Annotated in this window: 15 protein-coding genes; 13 read left to right on the top strand and 2 right to left on the bottom strand. The window is 40.6% G+C overall.

Annotated elements, in window-relative coordinates; translation table 11 throughout:
- Positions 1 to 121: 121 nt before the first annotated feature.
- The 3 genes from RM539_RS00135 (at position 122) to RM539_RS00125 (ending at position 2,096) form a co-directional block, all read left to right on the top strand.
- Positions 122 to 1,375, top strand: a complete 1,254-nt coding sequence (locus RM539_RS00135; RefSeq protein ID WP_311501437.1) for an ABC transporter permease — start codon at positions 122 to 124, stop codon at positions 1,373 to 1,375.
- Between the two features lie 153 nt (positions 1,376 to 1,528).
- The gene (locus RM539_RS00130) at positions 1,529 to 1,768 is read left to right on the top strand and encodes a hypothetical protein (RefSeq protein WP_311501436.1); all 240 of its coding nucleotides are present in this window, start codon (positions 1,529 to 1,531) and stop codon (positions 1,766 to 1,768) included.
- Positions 1,769 to 1,778: 10 nt separating this feature from the next.
- The gene (locus RM539_RS00125; RefSeq protein WP_311501435.1) at positions 1,779 to 2,096 is read left to right on the top strand and encodes a type II toxin-antitoxin system RelE/ParE family toxin; all 318 of its coding nucleotides are present in this window, start codon (positions 1,779 to 1,781) and stop codon (positions 2,094 to 2,096) included.
- Positions 2,097 to 2,146: 50 nt separating this feature from the next.
- Here RM539_RS00125 and RM539_RS00120 read toward each other — a convergent pair whose 3' ends face one another.
- Positions 2,147 to 2,614 (bottom strand): GAF domain-containing protein, encoded by a 468-nt coding sequence (locus tag RM539_RS00120; RefSeq protein WP_311501434.1) that lies wholly within the window; start codon positions 2,612 to 2,614, stop codon positions 2,147 to 2,149.
- An 88-nt stretch (positions 2,615 to 2,702) separates the two neighbouring features.
- Between RM539_RS00120 and xrtF the strand changes: the two genes are divergently transcribed.
- From xrtF to RM539_RS00070, 10 genes are all read left to right on the top strand, one after another.
- The gene (xrtF, locus tag RM539_RS00115) at positions 2,703 to 3,248 is read left to right on the top strand and encodes an exosortase family protein XrtF (RefSeq protein ID WP_311501433.1); all 546 of its coding nucleotides are present in this window, start codon (positions 2,703 to 2,705) and stop codon (positions 3,246 to 3,248) included.
- Positions 3,245 to 3,712: an exosortase F system-associated membrane protein gene (locus tag RM539_RS00110; RefSeq protein ID WP_311501432.1), complete on the top strand. Its 468-nt coding sequence runs from the start codon at positions 3,245 to 3,247 to the stop codon at positions 3,710 to 3,712. Before xrtF ends, RM539_RS00110 begins: the two co-directional genes overlap by 4 nt.
- Before the next feature lie 85 nt (positions 3,713 to 3,797).
- Entirely contained in the window at positions 3,798 to 4,199 is a 402-nt protein-coding gene (locus RM539_RS00105; RefSeq protein ID WP_311501431.1) for an HYC_CC_PP family protein, read from the top strand.
- A 98-nt stretch (positions 4,200 to 4,297) separates the two neighbouring features.
- Positions 4,298 to 8,071 carry an efflux RND transporter permease subunit gene (locus RM539_RS00100; RefSeq protein ID WP_311501430.1) on the top strand — a complete coding sequence of 1,258 codons (3,774 nt, stop codon included), beginning with the start codon at positions 4,298 to 4,300 and terminating at the stop codon, positions 8,069 to 8,071.
- A 20-nt stretch (positions 8,072 to 8,091) separates the two neighbouring features.
- Positions 8,092 to 9,345, top strand: a complete 1,254-nt coding sequence (locus RM539_RS00095; protein ID WP_311501429.1) for a TolC family protein — start codon at positions 8,092 to 8,094, stop codon at positions 9,343 to 9,345.
- A gap of 57 nt (positions 9,346 to 9,402) precedes the next feature.
- A complete protein-coding gene (locus RM539_RS00090) occupies positions 9,403 to 11,124 on the top strand; it encodes an efflux RND transporter periplasmic adaptor subunit (RefSeq protein WP_311501428.1) in 1,722 nt (573 codons plus the stop codon).
- Between the two features lie 83 nt (positions 11,125 to 11,207).
- Positions 11,208 to 11,780: a DUF3347 domain-containing protein gene (locus tag RM539_RS00085; RefSeq protein WP_311501427.1), complete on the top strand. Its 573-nt coding sequence runs from the start codon at positions 11,208 to 11,210 to the stop codon at positions 11,778 to 11,780.
- 66 nt (positions 11,781 to 11,846) lie between these two features.
- Positions 11,847 to 12,413: a helix-turn-helix domain-containing protein gene (locus RM539_RS00080; RefSeq protein WP_311501426.1), complete on the top strand. Its 567-nt coding sequence runs from the start codon at positions 11,847 to 11,849 to the stop codon at positions 12,411 to 12,413.
- Between the two features lie 251 nt (positions 12,414 to 12,664).
- Positions 12,665 to 12,985 carry a four-helix bundle copper-binding protein gene (locus RM539_RS00075; RefSeq protein WP_311501425.1) on the top strand — a complete coding sequence of 107 codons (321 nt, stop codon included), beginning with the start codon at positions 12,665 to 12,667 and terminating at the stop codon, positions 12,983 to 12,985.
- 219 nt (positions 12,986 to 13,204) lie between these two features.
- Complete coding sequence (locus RM539_RS00070) at positions 13,205 to 15,991, top strand: heavy metal translocating P-type ATPase (RefSeq protein ID WP_311501424.1); 2,787 nt, start codon at positions 13,205 to 13,207, stop codon at positions 15,989 to 15,991.
- Between the two features lie 83 nt (positions 15,992 to 16,074).
- Here the strand turns inward: RM539_RS00070 and RM539_RS00065 are convergent, their stop codons facing one another.
- Positions 16,075 to 16,461 carry a DUF4890 domain-containing protein gene (locus RM539_RS00065; protein WP_311501423.1) on the bottom strand — a complete coding sequence of 129 codons (387 nt, stop codon included), beginning with the start codon at positions 16,459 to 16,461 and terminating at the stop codon, positions 16,075 to 16,077.
- Positions 16,462 to 16,569: the final 108 nt, after the last annotated feature.

Here is a 16,569-nt window from a genome sequence, read left to right as displayed (position 1 = left end):
AAAAGTAAGTAAATCACCCAAAAAAATTAAAAGCTGCTGTTCTTATTTATCAATTAATTTTGTAACGAATATTTGATGCCTGCGTCTTATCTTTAAATCCTGTAAAACCGGCTATTTCACTATGCTGATCTATCTACGAGTACTAAAAGAAAGTTTCTTCTTCGCATGGAGTGCCCTGCGTAATAATAAGCTGCGTACTTTCCTGTCTTTGTTGGGTGTAACCATAGGTATTTTTTCCATTATTGCAGTACTTGCAGCCGTAGATTCTCTGGAACGGGAGGTGAAAGGAAGCCTTAGCGCTTTGGATAACAGCACGATAATGATTATGAAATTTTCATTTGGGCCAAGTGATATCCCACAGTGGAAGCGGCAGCAGTTTCCCCACGCTTCTTATGATGAATATCAGTATTTAATGCGTAGCCTGCCAGATGTGGCAGCGGGTACCTTTGCCCAGGGCGTACCGCAGGCGTCACTTAAATATCAGGATATAACCAGTAGCGGTATTAGTGTGGTAGCGGTAACCAACGGGTATTATGATATTGAACAATTTGATATTGCTGAAGGCAGGTTTTATTCTGAAGCCGAATCGGCCAGTGGGGCGCCGGTGGTGGTACTCGGGTATGAAATTGCTCAAAATCTCTTCGGAAATTCAAATCCGCTGGGCAAACAGGTGCGAATGTACGGCCATAGAGTTACGGTGATTGGTGTTTTGGAAAAGCAGGGTTCCGGGCTAATGGGGAATTCCCGGGATGGCCAGGTAATGGTACCGGTTAATTTTACCCGGCGCATTTTTGGGGATAATAATCAAAATATTTTTGGACAGATTATTTTAAAGCCCGAAGAAGGAACCGATGATGACGAATTTGTAGCTATGGCAGAGCAGCAGCTGCGTAGTTACCGCGGATTAAAACCCGGAGAGGTAAATACTTTTTTTGTAAACAGGATTCAGGGATTTGCAGATTTTATAGATACCATTACCGGTCAGCTTAATTTAATAGGACTTATTATCAGCGGATTTTCTCTCCTGGTTGGGGGCTTTGGGATTGCAAATATCATGTTTGTAAGCGTAAAGGAAAGGACCAATCTTATTGGTATTCAGAAATCTTTGGGTGCAAAAAATAAATTTATCCTTTCCCAGTTTCTTTTTGAAGCCATCATTTTATCAGTTATAGGAGGATTAATAGGTCTGTTTCTCGTGTGGATTGTATCACTGATAGCCTCTCAGTTCACCGGCGATTTTGAATTTGTATTATCTCCGCTAAACATCCTGATTGGTACAGCAGTTTCTGCTATTATTGGTTTGATATCAGGAATTATTCCGGCAATTTCAGCTTCAAAACTTGATCCTGTGGAGGCGATAAGAACGGGAATGTAATTTTGAAGTAAGGAATATGAAATGGGAAGTACGAATTAGTAAAAAGTGGGGAGTGGAAAGTATTTTCTCCTGATTCTTGTTGCTGCACCTACCACTTATATTTAAAGACTTGATAAAAAAGCAATTGTGTATATTTGAATAAACAATTTTGTTATGGATTTACAAACTCGAAAATTAAATCTAATCTCCTGTCTTGCTCAAATTCAGGATGAAAGTATTCTCGTTACAATTGAAGATATTCTTTTAAAAGAGACAACAGAAAGTGATAAAATTGAATTCAAGCCTTTTACAATTGAAGAATTAAAGAGTCGGATTAAAAAATCTGAAAAAGATTTTAAAAATGGAAATTTTAAGACTCAAGCTGAATTAGAAAAAATAATGGAGAAGTGGTAAGCAGATAATTATGAAAATTATTTGGTCAGACTTTGCTGTTGAAAGCTTAAAGGGTATTTTTGATTATTATAAAGTTAACGTTAACAGAAAGGTTGCTGAGCAAATCCGGGGGCAAATCCTTAACTCGACAAAACAGTTCATTCATTTTCCGGAATCGGGTCAGGTTGAATTATTTTTAGAACAACACCATTACCACTATAGATATATTTTGACTGGAAATTATAAAATAATTTATAGAATGGAAGAAAATCAGCTATTCATAAATGATGTTTTTGACGTAAAACGGAATCCGAATAGAATGATTGATGTTAAAAGAAATATAGGTTAAAATAAAGTTTAATAAAGAGTTTAAATTAAACCCTTTCTTAGTTCCCACTTCTAACTTCCAACTTCCAAAACCTCCGCTACCTTTTCATTCATCCACTCTAAAAAATCCTCATCTTCCCTGGAAAAAGGATCCTCGGTATGGGAGTCGATATCAATCTGACCTAAATTTTCACCGTTCACAAATAAAGGCACTACAATTTCGGCCTTCACATTAATACTACAGGCAATATAATTGTTTTGGGCCTTTACGTCCGGCACCACAAAGTTGTTGTTGGAAACAGCAACCTGGCCGCAAATACCTTTTCCAAAAGGAATAATAGTATGGTCTGTAGGTTCGCCTGCAAAAGAATGCAATTTTAACTCTTCTTTATTGCCGTTTTTAAAATAGAATCCCACCCAGTCGTAATAAGAAATGCTTTCCTGCAATAATTCACAAACCTGAGTAAGGCGGTGCTCTACAGAAAGTTTTTCATTTTCTAAAATTGCTTCAACCTGTGGTTTTAATTTTTGAAATGGCATAAGGTTAATATTTTCTGCAAAAGTATTTGATTTTTTATAGGCGGCAAGCTTTTCTATTTGTATAAATTTGTTAAAAACAAGGGGATTTTTGCTTCAGTTATTTAGGAAATATAGTTCGGTGCTTCGGTTCATGTTTATGTTTCTGGGAAGTTATTTTGTGTTTTCCATGTTTTACAATGCCTACCTGAAGTTCTTTCGTTCAGACAAATACTTTCCAGATTATATTACTCATCTGGTAGGGATACAAAGCGAAGCTTTAATTGATTCCTTTGGTTTCCATGGGGCGGTTTTACCCCATAAGACAGAACTTTCCATGAAGTTGTTTGTGAACAATATTTATCTGGCGAGAATTGTTGAAGGATGTAATTCGGTAAGCATCATTATTCTTTTTACAGCTTTTATCCTTTCTTTCTTCGGGAAACCAAAGCCAAGTTTTCTTTTTATACTTGCCGGGAGTGTGATTATTTATGCCATGAATGTGGTAAGGATTGCTCTTTTGTCCATCGGGCTCTATAAACTGCCACAGTATACCAATTTTCTGCACAGTATTATGTTTCCACTAATTATTTATGGCACTGTATTTATCCTGTGGCTCATCTGGGTACGCATCTATTCTAAAGCAGCAAGAGCATGAGAATTTTAAAAAAGACATTGGGGATAGGCGTGCTGGTTATTTTTCTCATTTTAGTGCGTATGTTTGAAAAGGCCCTTTTTTATGATCCGCTTATAGAATTTTATCAACGGGATTACCTGCATCACCAAATTCCCGAATTCAATTTTTGGCTTTTATTGCTCAACCTGGTATTAAGGTTTTTGCTAAATACTGTTATCTCTCTGGCAATACTTTATATTGCTTTTTTTAATAAAAATATCGTAAGATTTGCTTCACTTCTATATTTAATTCTTTTATTGATAGGAGGTTCAGTTTTTATTTTTCTTCTGCTTAATATTGAAAATGAACATTTTCTGGCCCTCTTTTATGTGCGCAGATTTTTGATCCATCCCATTTTTATCCTTATTCTGCTCCCCGCTTTTCACTATTATCGCCTGCGGAGTTTATATTCCCTTCAAAACAAAAACATTTCCGAAGAAATCTAAAGTTTGCACCATGTCTTTTAAATAAATTTGTAGCAAAATATCACCTCATCTGCTGATATTTAAAAAATTTGTATTTTTGTGGCTGATGAAAAAAGCATTTCAAAATAGCATTTCTGTCCTCATGGCCTTGGTGGTCATGTTTTCTACCATGTCTTTTACCGTAGATAAACATTTCTGCGGAAGCGTACTGGTGGATTCTGCTATTTTGTCTAAAGCTGAAACCTGCGGAATGGAGACGTCTTCTTCTGAAGATCAGCTGAAGGATTCCTGTTGCAGCAATGAAAAAATTGCCGTCGAAGGCCAGGATGAGCTGAAGAATGCTCTTCAGTCTTTCGATCTGGACCAGCAGCTTTTCTTTACGGTTTTCAGCTACACATATATAAATCTCTTTGAAAGCCTGCCACAACAGGTGGTGCCATTTAAAGATTATATTCCGCCTTTACTGGTGAAGGACATACCCGTTCTTCACGAGACTTTCCTTATTTGATATTTAGGTTTTTAGAAGCTGCAGGCAAAAAATAATCTTTTTAGCCTGTCACTGTTGTTTTCCAACTTTTGATTCTTAAAACTTAAATAATATGCATTATGCTGAATAAAGGCATAAAATTCTTAATTGAAAATAAGCTCGTCGCGGTGCTGCTCCTGGTTCTTTTCGTGGGCTGGGGATTGGTAAATGCCCCATTTAACTGGGATACCGGCTTTTTGCCTTCAAACCCCGTAGCGGTGGACGCTATTCCTGATATTGGTGAAAATCAGCAGATCGTTTTTACCAAATGGCCCGGCCGTTCCCCGCAGGATATTGAAGACCAGATTACATATCCACTTACCACGTCTTTACTGGGGATTCCGGGGGTAAAAACCATCAGGAGTTCTTCCATGTTTGGTTTTTCCAGTATCTACATCATTTTTGAGGAAGATTTGGATTTCTACTGGAGCCGTAGCCGTATTCTAGAGAAACTGAATTCTCTTTCTGCAAATTTACTGCCCGATGGTGTAAATCCCACACTTGGCCCCGATGCTACGGGTTTGGGCCAAATTTTCTGGTACACATTAGAAGGTCATGATAAAGAAGGAAATGTTACCGGCGGCTGGGACCTTCAGGAATTAAGAAGTATTCAGGATTACTATGTTAAATATGCCCTCTCGGGAGCCAGCGGAGTTTCAGAAGTAGCTTCTATTGGCGGCTATGTTCAGGAATATCAAATTGATGTTAATCCGGAACTTATGCGGCAATACAACATTGGCCTGCCGCAAGTGGTGAATGCCGTAAAGCAAAGCAACCGTGATATTGGTGCACAAACCCTGGAAATTAACCGTGCAGAATACCTGGTGCGCGGCCTGGGCTATGTGGAGTCTATAGAAGATATTGAAAATTCGGTTATTACTTCTGAAGATTTCACCTCTGTGCGCATTGGCGATATTGCCAATGTGAGCTTAGGTCCTGCACAGCGTCGCGGTATTCTGGATAAGGAAGGCGCCGAGGTGGTTGGCGGAGTGGTGGTGGCACGCTACGGGGCGAATCCGCTGGAGGTTATCAATAATGTAAAAGAACAGATTGATGAGATTAGCGGCGGACTTCCGTCCAAAACGCTTGAAGACGGGCGCACCTCTCAGGTCACCATCGTTCCCTTTTACGACCGCACAGATCTTATTCAGGAAACGCTGGGTACCTTAAATGAAGCCCTCACGATGGAAATTCTTATCACCATTCTGGTAATAATTGTCATGGTTTATAATTTACGGGCCTCTGTACTAATTTCAGGATTATTACCGGTAGCGGTGCTCATGGTTTTTATTGCGATGAAAGCATTTGATATACCGGCCAATATTGTGGCTTTATCGGGTATTGCCATTGCTATTGGAACAATGGTGGATGTGGGCGTTATCCTTTCTGAAAATATCCTGCGGCACCTGGATGAACTCAGTTTAGATGATAATGGCAATAAACTGCCCGTTAACACTATAGTCTATAATGCAACTTCTGAAGTTTCCGGAGCCATTCTTACTGCGGTGCTTACCACTATTATCAGTTTTATCCCGGTCTTTACAATGATTGGAGCTGAAGGGAAATTGTTTCGCCCGCTGGCTTTTACAAAAACAATGGCTTTAACGGCATCTTTAATCGTAGCTCTCTTCTTAATTCCGCCTTTTGCAGCTGCTTTCTTTAGAAAAAGAACTGCAAAAACCAGTATTGGTTATGTACTTAATGCCGTTTTAATAATTTGCGGGGTTACCGCCATTATCTTTGGCTATTTTATAGGTTTGGTGCTGGTGGCTTTCGGCGTAACCGGAATTTTACTTCTGAAGAAAAAGATAACGCCCAAAAAGGCAAATCTGGTAAATGTGATTATTTCAGCAGCCGCTATTGTTTTCCTTTTAGCCGAATACTGGCGCCCGCTGGGCTTTGACCGTAGCATTTTTATGAACCTGATTTTTGTCAGTCTTATCACCTTCGGAATACTGGGCGGCTTTCTGCTTTTCAGAAATTATTACACTAGGATATTACGCTGGGCCCTTCGGAATAAATTGCTCTTTTTGTCAATTCCCACCCTAATTGTGATTCTTGGTTTTCTTATTATGAAGAATACCGGGAAAGAATTTATGCCTTCTTTAAATGAAGGTTCCTTCCTGCTGATGCCCACTTCCCTGCCTCACGCGGGAGTTGAAGAAAATAAGCGCATCCTGCAGCAGTTAGATATGGCTGTGGCCAATATTCCCGAAATTGAAACCGTGGTTGGAAAGGCCGGCCGTACCGAATCTGCGTTGGATCCCGCCCCGCTTTCCATGTATGAAAATATTATTCAGTATAAATCTGAATACATGCGTAACGAAGCAGGGAAGCGGCAGCGATATAAGGTAAATGATGACGGCTTTTTTATTCTTAAGAATGGAAGCCTGGTGCTAAATCCTAATTCTGATATAGATGAAGCTACCAAAAATGAAAATTATCAGGAAGCTGATATCCGGACTTCACTCGATGTGGCGCCCGAAGAGTTGGTAGAAGATGAAGACGGCGAATATTTTAGAAACTGGAGGCCGGGAATTAAATCGCCGGATGATATTTGGAACGAAATTGTAAGGGTAACAAAATTACCGGGAATTACTTCAGCACCAAAACTTCAGCCAATTGAAACACGTTTGGTAATGCTGCAAACGGGAATGCGTGCGCCCATGGGAATTAAAGTAAAAGGGCCCGATCTTAAAACTATTGAAGATTTCGGCTTAAAACTGGAAGAAATTCTAAAGGAAGTAGATGGTGTAAAAGATGAAGCTGTTTTTGCCGACAGGATTGTGGGGAAACCTTATCTGCTTATTGATATTCAGCGGGACAGGCTGGCAAGGTATGGCGTGAGCATAGAAGAGGTGCAGCAAATTCTTGAAGTAGCCGTTGGCGGGATGCAGCTTTCCCAAACCGTAGAGGGCAGGGAACGTTATGGAATAAGGGTGCGTTATCCCCGGGAATTACGGGCTAATCCGGAAGATATAAAAAATATCTATGTGCCTGTGGAAAACGGAAGCCCGGTACCGCTGGGCGAACTTGTGGAAATACGATATGAGCAGGGCCCGCAGGTAATTAAAAGTGAAGATACCTTCCTGATTGGATATGTGCTTTTTGATAAGCTGGATGGATATGCTGAGGTGAATGTGGTGGAAAATGCCCAGGAGGTTATTCAGCAGAAGATAGATAACGGAGAATTAGAGGTGCCACAAGGAATTACTTATCGGTTTACAGGAACTTATGAAAATCAGCTGCGGGCAGAAAAAACCTTATCTGTAGTTGTTCCTTTATCCCTGATTATCATTTTTCTCATTTTGTATTTTCAGTTTAAATCGGTTTCCACTTCACTTATGGTTTTTACAGGAATTGCGGTGGCTTTTGCTGGCGGGTTTCTGCTTATCGGGCTTTACGGGCAGGAATGGTTCTTAAATTTTAATTTCTTCGGAGAAAACCTGCGAGACCTGTTCCAGATGCGAACCATAAACCTGAGTGTAGCCGTATGGGTGGGCTTTATTGCGCTCTTTGGAATCGCAACCGATGACGGTGTGGTGATGGCGACTTATCTCACCCAGACTTTTGACAAAAATGTAACCGAAACAAAGGAGCAAATTCGGGCTTCGGTAGTGGAAGCAGGCGAAAAACGGATACGTCCCTGTTTAATGACCACGGCAACTACCATTCTCGCGCTACTGCCGGTATTAACTTCCACAGGAAGGGGAAGTGATATTATGATCCCAATGGCCATTCCTTCATTTGGCGGGATGCTCATTGCGTTAATCACCTTGTTTGTGGTGCCGGTATTGTTTAGCTGGAGACAGGAAATTAAAGTAAGAAGTAAGAAGTTGGAATTTAGAATTTAGAATTTAGAATTTAGAATAGTATGAGAAGGTACGAAAAAATACAGGTAGCAAATGCAGGGAGAATGTTTTTCCTGATTTTCTCCCTTTTCACTCTTCAATCAGCAAGCGCGCAGCAATTGCAGTCTTACATTCAGGAGGCTGAAGAAAATAGTCCGGAGATTCAGGCGCTGCAATATCATTATGAACTTACTGCAGAGAAAACGGAAGAAGTGGATGCCTTGCCTGATACCGAGTTCAGCGCGGGATATTTTGTGAGTGAACCGGAAACCAGGACGGGGCCGCAAAAAGCGCGGTTTTCGGTAAGACAGATGCTGCCCTGGTTTGGAACGCTAACTGCCCGGCAAAATTATGCAAATTCCATGGCTGATGCTGAATATGTTGAAATTGCCATTGCCAAACGAAAACTGGCATTAGCTGTAGCCCAGTCCTATTACCGGCTTTATGAGCTGCAGGCAAAAGAAGCCATCCTGGAGGAAAATGCAGAATTGCTGCAGACCTACCATGAACTCGCCTTGAATTCTGTGGAAGTGGGAAATGCTTCGGCGGTAGATGTGCTTCGGCTTCAAATGAGGCAGAATGACCTTTTACAACAGGCAGAAACCCTGGAACAGGAAGTCGGTATAGAAAAGAACCAGTTAATAAATCTGCTGAACAGGAAAGAGAATTTCCCGGTTTCAATTATGGATTCTTTAGTGATTCCCGATGGAGAGCTTTCCGCAGAAGAAGAGCAAATTTCAGAAGTGCATCCTGAATTACTGAAATTTGAAGAATTATATGCTTCAGTAACTGAAGCTGAAAAATTAAATCAGAAAGAATCCCTGCCAAAAATTGGCCTGGGCGTGGATTACGTGAGTGTGGCGGAACGGGCCGATATGGATTTTAGCGATAATGGCAAAGATATCCTGATGCCTATGGTATCGGTGGCTATTCCCATTTTCACCAACAAAAATAAATCGGTGACACGGCAGAACGAATTAAGGCAGAAGGAAATTGAAGCGCAGCGGGAAAGTAAGCAGCTTAAGCTGCAAACCATGCTGCGGGAAGCGATAAATAAGAGGACTTCAGCAAAAATTACCGCAGCCACTTATATAGAAAACCTGGAACAGGCGAATGATGCGGAAGAAATTCTGCTTAAAAATTACGAAACCGGCACCATAGATTTTAATGATGTGCTGGAAATCCAGGAAATGCAGTTAAAATTTCAGCTTGGTCATATAAAAGCGGTGAAGAATTTTTACATGCAGGCCACAATGGTGAATTATTTAAGCAATTAATTATAGCAGAATGCCAGGTGGAGCTTAGCCGAAACCTATTTTTTAAATTTAAAAGAGATGAAAAAATATATCATTTACATAGGAATTTTGCTTTCAGGATTGCTGCTGGGCTATCTTTTCTTCGGAACTAATGCTGAAGAAAGAGCAGGGGAAAACACTTCCCGGAATGATGAGCATGAAAACGAGAATATCGGGCAAATGTGGACGTGTAGCATGCATCCGCAGATTATGCAGCCGGAGCCCGGGGATTGCCCAATTTGCGGGATGGACCTTGTTCCATCAGAATCTGGGACTTCTGGATTGTCTGCAGAACAGTTTAGCCTGACAGAAAATGCCATGGCCCTGGCTAATATCCAGACCACCAGGGTAGGCGGCACAGAGGAAAATTCGGGTAAATTGACACTATCGGGAAAAATCAGGATAAATGAAGAAGCCAACGCGGTGCAATCTTCCTATTTCGGCGGGCGTATAGAAAGATTGAATATCAATACCACCGGTGAGCAGGTAAACAGGGGGCAGTTACTTGGTACTATTTACTCGCCGGAACTGGTTTCTGCCCAGCAGGAATTATTGACCGCAGCAAGATTAAAAGAAAATCAGCCGGCACTTTACAAAGCTGTTCGCAACAAACTGAAGCTATGGAAGCTTTCAGATAAACAAATTGATGCCATTGAAAACTCCGGAAGCGTGAGGGAAAATTTCCCCATTTATGCAACGCTGGGTGGAACGGTAACCGAAAAACTGGTGCAGGAGGGAGATTACGTAGAGCAGGGACAGCCACTTTATAAAATTGCCAATTTAAATACAGTATGGGCGGTTTTTGATGCTTACGAGAATCAGATTTCCAGTTTGGAAGAAGGCCAGGAAATTAGCATTACCATCAATTCGTTTCCAAACAGGGAATTTGTATCAGAAATTTCTTTTGTAGACCCTCTGCTGAATAGTTCTACCAGAACCATCAGAGTAAGAGCTGAACTGGAAAACGAGAATAATGTTTTGAGACCGGGAATGTTTGTGGAAGGAAATATTGCTACAGCGCAAATGGCAAATTCAGAAAATATAAGTATTCCTAAATCTGCTGTGCTATGGACGGGAGAACGTTCCCTGATTTATGTACAAACCAGTCCTGAAAAACCCGTTTTTGAGATGAGGGAAGTGCAGCTCGGGACACAAACGGGCAATAGTTATATGGTGGTTGCAGGTTTACAGTTGGGTGAGGAAATTGTTGTAAACGGAACCTTTACGGTAGATGCCGCTGCCCAGCTGCAGGGGAAACCTTCTATGATGAACAGTGATATTATGGAAAAAGAAAAGCCCGGGAATATGAAAATGCAGCTTCCGGAAACTTTTCAGAAGGACTTTACAACTGTGCTTGATGCCTACCTGGATTTAAAAAATGCTTTGGTGAGTTCCAATATTGAAGGTGCCAGAGCTGCGGCTTTTGAGATGCTTCAGGAGTTGCAGAGCCTGAAAACCACAAATCTTGAAACTATGGAAGTTTCGCACCTGGAGAAGATAAAAACCATGCTGGTAGGAATTTCAGAAAATAACCAGCTGGAGAATCAAAGGGATCATTTTGTGATACTTTCAGAAAATATGCTTGCATTTGTTTCCAATATGGATAATCTTAATAAAACGCTGTACATGCAACGCTGCCCGATGGCCAATAATAACAAAGGAGCTTACTGGATAAGTGAAATAAAGGAAATACGAAACCCTTACTTTGGCGAGGCAATGCTGGGTTGCGGGGAAATTAAAAAAACCTTTGGCGGGGAATAAATGAAATCAGAATAAAAATACTAAAGCATTATTCAGCAATAATAAAAAGATTTACTAATTTAAATAACCCAAAAAAAGAAATTATGAAACGAGTATTTAGAAATGCAGTATTTTTTGCAGCGATAGCCGGAAGTTTAAGCCTGGCATCCTGCAGGGATAATAAAGGAAATGAAGAAGAGAGTATGCCCATGCAGAATGAGCATCACCAGGAATCTGAAACCAGTATGAAGGAAATGCAGGATACCGCTGCAGCCCCGGAATTTAACGATAAGATCACCGGCCGTATTTACGAAGCTTACACCGGAGTGAAAGATGCGCTGGTAGCCGATAATGCTGTTGAAGCACAAAAATCTGCCCAAAAAATACTGAATGAAATCAAAAAGGATACAGAAAGGGCAGAATTGGCAAACGCAGCCAATAAAATTATGGCAACAGAAGATATAAATGTTCAGAGAGAGGCGTTTTCCAGCCTGGCTTCCGCAATGGAGCCAGTGTTGAAAGGGGCTTTAGCGTCAGGAGAAATTTATAAGCAATATTGCCCTATGGCTTTTGAAGGTGAGGGAGGCTATTGGTATTCCAGTACAAAACAAATCAGGAATCCATATTTCGGAGATAAAATGCTGAACTGTGGAAGAACTGAAGAAACTTTAAATTAATAAAAAAAGCCGGTTCCTGATCTGGATTTTTCCCTGAAGGAACCGGCTTTATCAATCCCGGAAGATTTGAAAAACGAAACCATCCAGATTAAAAATGTTGTTTGCAACCGGTGTATAGCAACGGTAAGGGAAATATTGCTGCGGCACAAGATCCCTTTTAGCCATATAACCCTGGGCGAAGCTGCTATTGACAGAAAACTTACAGCTCCGGAACTTCGTATGCTAGATCAGGAGTTTAAAGAAGTAGGATTCGAAATTCTTCAGGAGAAAAATGAAAGGATCATAAATAATATCAAATCAATAATTATTGAGCAGGTTTATGAAAATGAAATGCCTGAAGAAAAACTTTCCCGCGTATTGAGCGACCGCCTGCATTATGATTATAGCCACCTCACCAATCTTTTTAGTAGATATGAGGGCAGGAGTATTTCCAGTTTTCAGAATACAATAAGAATAGAAAGAGTAAAAGAATTGCTGGAATATGATGAATTAAATATTTCTGAAATTGCTGACTGTACGGGCTATTCCAGTGCTGCATACCTATCCAGTTCTTTTAGAAAAAGTACAGGTATAAGCCCTTCTGAATACCGCGCCAAACGAGTCAAAAAGCGTAACACCCTGGATTCTTTATAAATCTTTTTTTGTCCGTAAAGTATCCTAAACTGAAAAATGACGTCATTCTGAACTTGTTTCAGAATCTCATTTCAATGCGAATCACTGCAATACTGAGACCCTGAAATAAATTCAGGGTGACGAAAGAAATTATAGGACAGAAAAAGGATATACATTAAATCTTCCTTAATAGCAATATTCTTTACCATAATTTTAAAAGTAATTTTTGTTCATGCTTATTAATTTTAAAGTGTAACCAAAAAAATACAATTATGAGAAATGAGAAATTTATTCATACACTGGGAAACTGTATAAATCATTGTAATTATTGTGCAGATGCCTGCCTTGGTGAGGATAATTTAGAAATGATGGTTTCCTGCATCCGTACAGATAAAGTATGTGCCGAAGCTTGTGCTGCACTGGTTCAGATTCTTGCCATAGATGGTGCCAATGTAAAAGGTTTAGTGCAATATTGTAAGCAGGTATGTGGAGAGTGTGCAGATGAATGTGGAAAACATGATTCCAGGCATTGCCAGGATTGTGCAAAATCCTGCAGGGAATGTGAAAAAGCCTGTGAGGAATTTTTGACATAAAACAAACGCTTTTCAATTGATTATAAAAGCCCGGATTTTCGGGCTTTTTTTGTTTGTAAAATTGGAATGGTATTAGAACAGGCCTGTAACTCTCCTCATTTTAATCTGAAAGAAGCGTAGATTTCCCGAAGAAAGTAGAAAGAATTCTAAAGGAAATCCGACAATTTTAAAACTGAATTGGATATTGAAAATTTAACTTGCCCTAAATTGAGCGCAATAATGAAACATACCTATAAAGTTACAGGAATGACCTGTAATGGCTGTCGCAGTCATGTGGAAAAAGCTTTGAATAATGTTGAAGGAGTGACCAAAGCTTCTGTTGATCTGGAGAAAGCTGAAGCTGAAGTAGAAATGCAGCAGCATATTAAAATTGACAAATTTCAGCAGGCATTGCAGGAAGCAGGCGGGAATTATCAAATTTATCTTCCTTCTGAAGCTGAAGAAAAAGATCAGCATTCTTCTGAAGCTTCCAGTTCCGTACAGGCAGAGAAAAATCATGAACATGTAATGAAGCATAAATATGCTGTAACCGGCATGACCTGCAACGGCTGTCGTTCCCATGTGGAAGAAACTTTAAATAAAGTTGAAGGAGTGACCAAAGCTTCCGTTGATCTGGAGAAAGCTGAAGCTGAAATAGAAATGCAGAAGCATATTAAAATAGGCAAATTTCAGCAGGCATTAAAAGAGGCCGGCGGGAATTACCAGATTCATTTGCCGGGAGAGCAGCATAAACATCATCAACACGAGGAAAAACCTGTATCAAAAGGCGAAGGTACAGGTGTTTTTTACTGTCCTATGCATTGCGAGGGAGAAAAAACCTATAACCAGCCAGGAGATTGCCCTGTGTGTGGGATGGACCTGGTGGAGGAAATGAGTCTCACGGCGGTGAGTGGCAAATACACCTGCCCAATGCACCCTGAAATTGAAGAAAATGGCCCCGGCAGTTGCCCCATTTGCGGGATGGATCTTGTGCCTAAAGAAGTAGACTCTTCAGCCGAGGACAAAACTTATAGAAAACTGCTGAAAAAGTTCAAAATTGCAATTGCTTTTACCCTGCCTGTCTTTCTTATCGCCATGTCTGAAATGCTGGCTGATAATCCGCTTTATGAATGGATGGATTTGAAGTACTGGAACTGGATACAATTAGGCTTATCGCTGCCGGTGGTTTTTTATGCCACCTGGATGTTCTTCGAACGTGCATGGAAATCTATAGTTTCCTGGAACCTCAATATGTTTACTTTAATAGGAATAGGGGCCGGAATTGCGTGGCTCTTTAGCGTTTTCGGGATGTTGGTTCCGGATTTTTTTCCGCAGCAGTTTAAAACCGAAGCGGGTACCGTGCATGTTTATTTTGAAGCGGCCACGGTGATTCTTATCTTGGTTTTGCTGGGCCAGGTAATGGAAGCCCGGGCACACAGCAGGACAAATTCTGCCATTAAAAAGCTTCTGAAATTAGCACCTAATACCGCAATTCGCATTGTTAACGGGGAGGAAGAAGTTATTGCTTCAGATAAAATTGAAGTGGGAGATATTTTAAGGGTAAAGCCCGGTGATAAAATTGCCGTAGATGGCACAATTGAAAAAGGGGAAACAAGTATAGATGAATCTATGATCACCGGAGAACCTGTTCCGGTGGAAAAATATGAAGGAGATAAAGTGACTTCAGGTACCATTAACGGGAATAAAAGCTTTACCATGAAAGCTGAAAAAGTGGGGAATGAGACCCTGCTGGCCCAGATTGTGAAAATGGTTAACGATGCCAGCCGTTCGCAGGCGCCAATCCAGAAACTGGCAGATAAAATTTCAGCATATTTTGTGCCGGTTGTAGTGGCAGTTTCTGTAATAACCTTTATTATCTGGGCCATTTATGGCCCGGAACCATCTTATGTTTATGCTTTAATCAATGCCATTGCGGTACTAATTATTGCATGTCCCTGCGCCTTAGGTCTTGCCACACCAATGTCTGTAATGGTGGGAGTAGGGAAGGGTGCCCAAAACGGCGTGCTAATTAAAAATGCCCGCGCCCTGGAGCAGATGGATGAAATAGATACGCTGATAATTGATAAAACCGGTACAATAACCGAGGGCAAACCTTCCGTAGAAAAAGTTGTGCCTGCAGGTGATTTTTCTGAAGAAGAGGTGCTGCGGAAAATTGCTTCGGTCAATTCCCAGAGTGAACATCCTTTGGCTGAAGCCACTGTAAATTACGCCCGTGAGAAAAATGTAAAATTTTTAGAGGCATCAAATTTTAATGCGGTTACCGGGAAAGGAGTTACTGCGAAAATAAATAGCGAAAAGATAGGAATAGGAAATGCCGCATTGATGAAAGAATTGAATGTTGCGTTGCCCGCAGAACTTCAGGAGCAGGTTTCAGAAGAACAGAAACTGGGAAAAACGGTTTCTTATCTTTCAGCTGATGGAAAAATTGCAGGATATCTCACTGTAACCGATGCCATCAAAAAAACCAGCTGTAAGGCCATTTCAGAATTAATGGAGAAGGGTGTTGAGGTAGTTATGCTCACAGGTGATAATGAAAACACGGCGGCGGCTGTTGCTAAGGAAATGCACCTCACTGGTTTTAAAGCCGGGATGCTGCCGCAGGATAAACTGGAAGAAGTAAAACGTCTTCAGGAAAACGGGAAAAAAGTGGCTATGGCTGGCGATGGAATTAACGATGCGCCTGCCCTTGCCCAGGCTGAGATTGGTATTGCCATGGGTACGGGAACTGATGTGGCAATTGAAAGTGCTGAAATTACTTTGCTGAAGGGAGACCTTCAGGGGGTTGTAAAAGCAAAGCAATTAAGCGCCAGGGTGATGAGGAATATTAAGCAGAATCTTTTCTTTGCCCTTATTTATAATTCGGTGGGAGTGCCTATTGCGGCCGGAGTACTTTATCCTTTCTTCGGAATTTTGTTGTCTCCAATGATTGCTGCTTTGGCAATGAGTTTTAGTTCGGTTTCGGTAATAGCCAATGCGTTAAGGTTACGTTCTACGAAACTTGGATAGGAAAAAGAAAAGCCTGTAAAAAAATGGGGATGGTGTACTGAAATCCTCCATTTTTACAGGCTCTTAATTATCAAGACAGATACTTAATTTCTGCGGCGGTTTCCATCCTGCCAGTTCTTTCTGCGTTCTTCTCTGGATTTTTGCCATTTTCCATATTGCTCTTCGGTAAGGATCTTTTTCATTTCCTCATCTTCAGCAGTGGCTGCTTTCTCCATCATTTTTTTTCTTTCTTCCCTGCTCATCCTTCCGGATTGCTCTTTTCGCATTTTTTGCATTTCTTCAGTTCTGTTCAGGTAATATGATTTCACCTGCTCCTGTTGTGCTTCATTTAAATCGAGCATATTGGTCATTCGTTCTGAAGCAAAATTTGCCATTTCCTCGGGGCTTCTGTTACCCATTCTTCGGCCTTCGTCCTGTGAAAATGCAGATAAAGATACCAGCATAATCAGTAATAAAATTAGTTTTTTCATATTTATAAGTATTTAGAACTTAGACTTGTAATCTAGTTGATAGTTTAATATAAAACTGTGATGTTTATTAACTATCCAAGAAGTTTAGTAAAAAAGAAAAGGCCGGAA

Origin of the sequence: Autumnicola musiva, assembly GCF_031846585.1 — a bacterium.
In the GTDB taxonomy this organism is placed as follows: domain Bacteria; phylum Bacteroidota; class Bacteroidia; order Flavobacteriales; family Flavobacteriaceae; genus Autumnicola; species Autumnicola musiva.
Note: the sequence above shows the minus strand (reverse complement) of the source record. Positions and strands in the feature narration are given on the sequence as shown.

Bases quoted from the DNA above. Each gene is read 5' to 3' on its own strand.
- RM539_RS00135 (WP_311501437.1), top strand. From the start codon at position 122: ATGCTGATCTATCTACGAGTACTAAAAGAAAGTTTCTTCTTCGCATGG.
- RM539_RS00130 (WP_311501436.1), top strand. From the start codon at position 1,529: ATGGATTTACAAACTCGAAAATTAAATCTAATCTCCTGTCTTGCTCAA.
- RM539_RS00125 (WP_311501435.1), top strand. From the start codon at position 1,779: ATGAAAATTATTTGGTCAGACTTTGCTGTTGAAAGCTTAAAGGGTATT.
- RM539_RS00120 (WP_311501434.1), bottom strand. From the start codon at position 2,614: ATGCCATTTCAAAAATTAAAACCACAGGTTGAAGCAATTTTAGAAAAT.
- RM539_RS00110 (WP_311501432.1), top strand. From the start codon at position 3,245: ATGAGAATTTTAAAAAAGACATTGGGGATAGGCGTGCTGGTTATTTTT.
- RM539_RS00105 (WP_311501431.1), top strand. From the start codon at position 3,798: ATGAAAAAAGCATTTCAAAATAGCATTTCTGTCCTCATGGCCTTGGTG.
- RM539_RS00100 (WP_311501430.1), top strand. From the start codon at position 4,298: ATGCTGAATAAAGGCATAAAATTCTTAATTGAAAATAAGCTCGTCGCG.
- RM539_RS00095 (WP_311501429.1), top strand. From the start codon at position 8,092: ATGAGAAGGTACGAAAAAATACAGGTAGCAAATGCAGGGAGAATGTTT.
- RM539_RS00090 (WP_311501428.1), top strand. From the start codon at position 9,403: ATGAAAAAATATATCATTTACATAGGAATTTTGCTTTCAGGATTGCTG.
- RM539_RS00085 (WP_311501427.1), top strand. From the start codon at position 11,208: ATGAAACGAGTATTTAGAAATGCAGTATTTTTTGCAGCGATAGCCGGA.
- RM539_RS00075 (WP_311501425.1), top strand. From the start codon at position 12,665: ATGAGAAATGAGAAATTTATTCATACACTGGGAAACTGTATAAATCAT.
- RM539_RS00070 (WP_311501424.1), top strand. From the start codon at position 13,205: ATGAAACATACCTATAAAGTTACAGGAATGACCTGTAATGGCTGTCGC.
- RM539_RS00065 (WP_311501423.1), bottom strand. From the start codon at position 16,461: ATGAAAAAACTAATTTTATTACTGATTATGCTGGTATCTTTATCTGCA.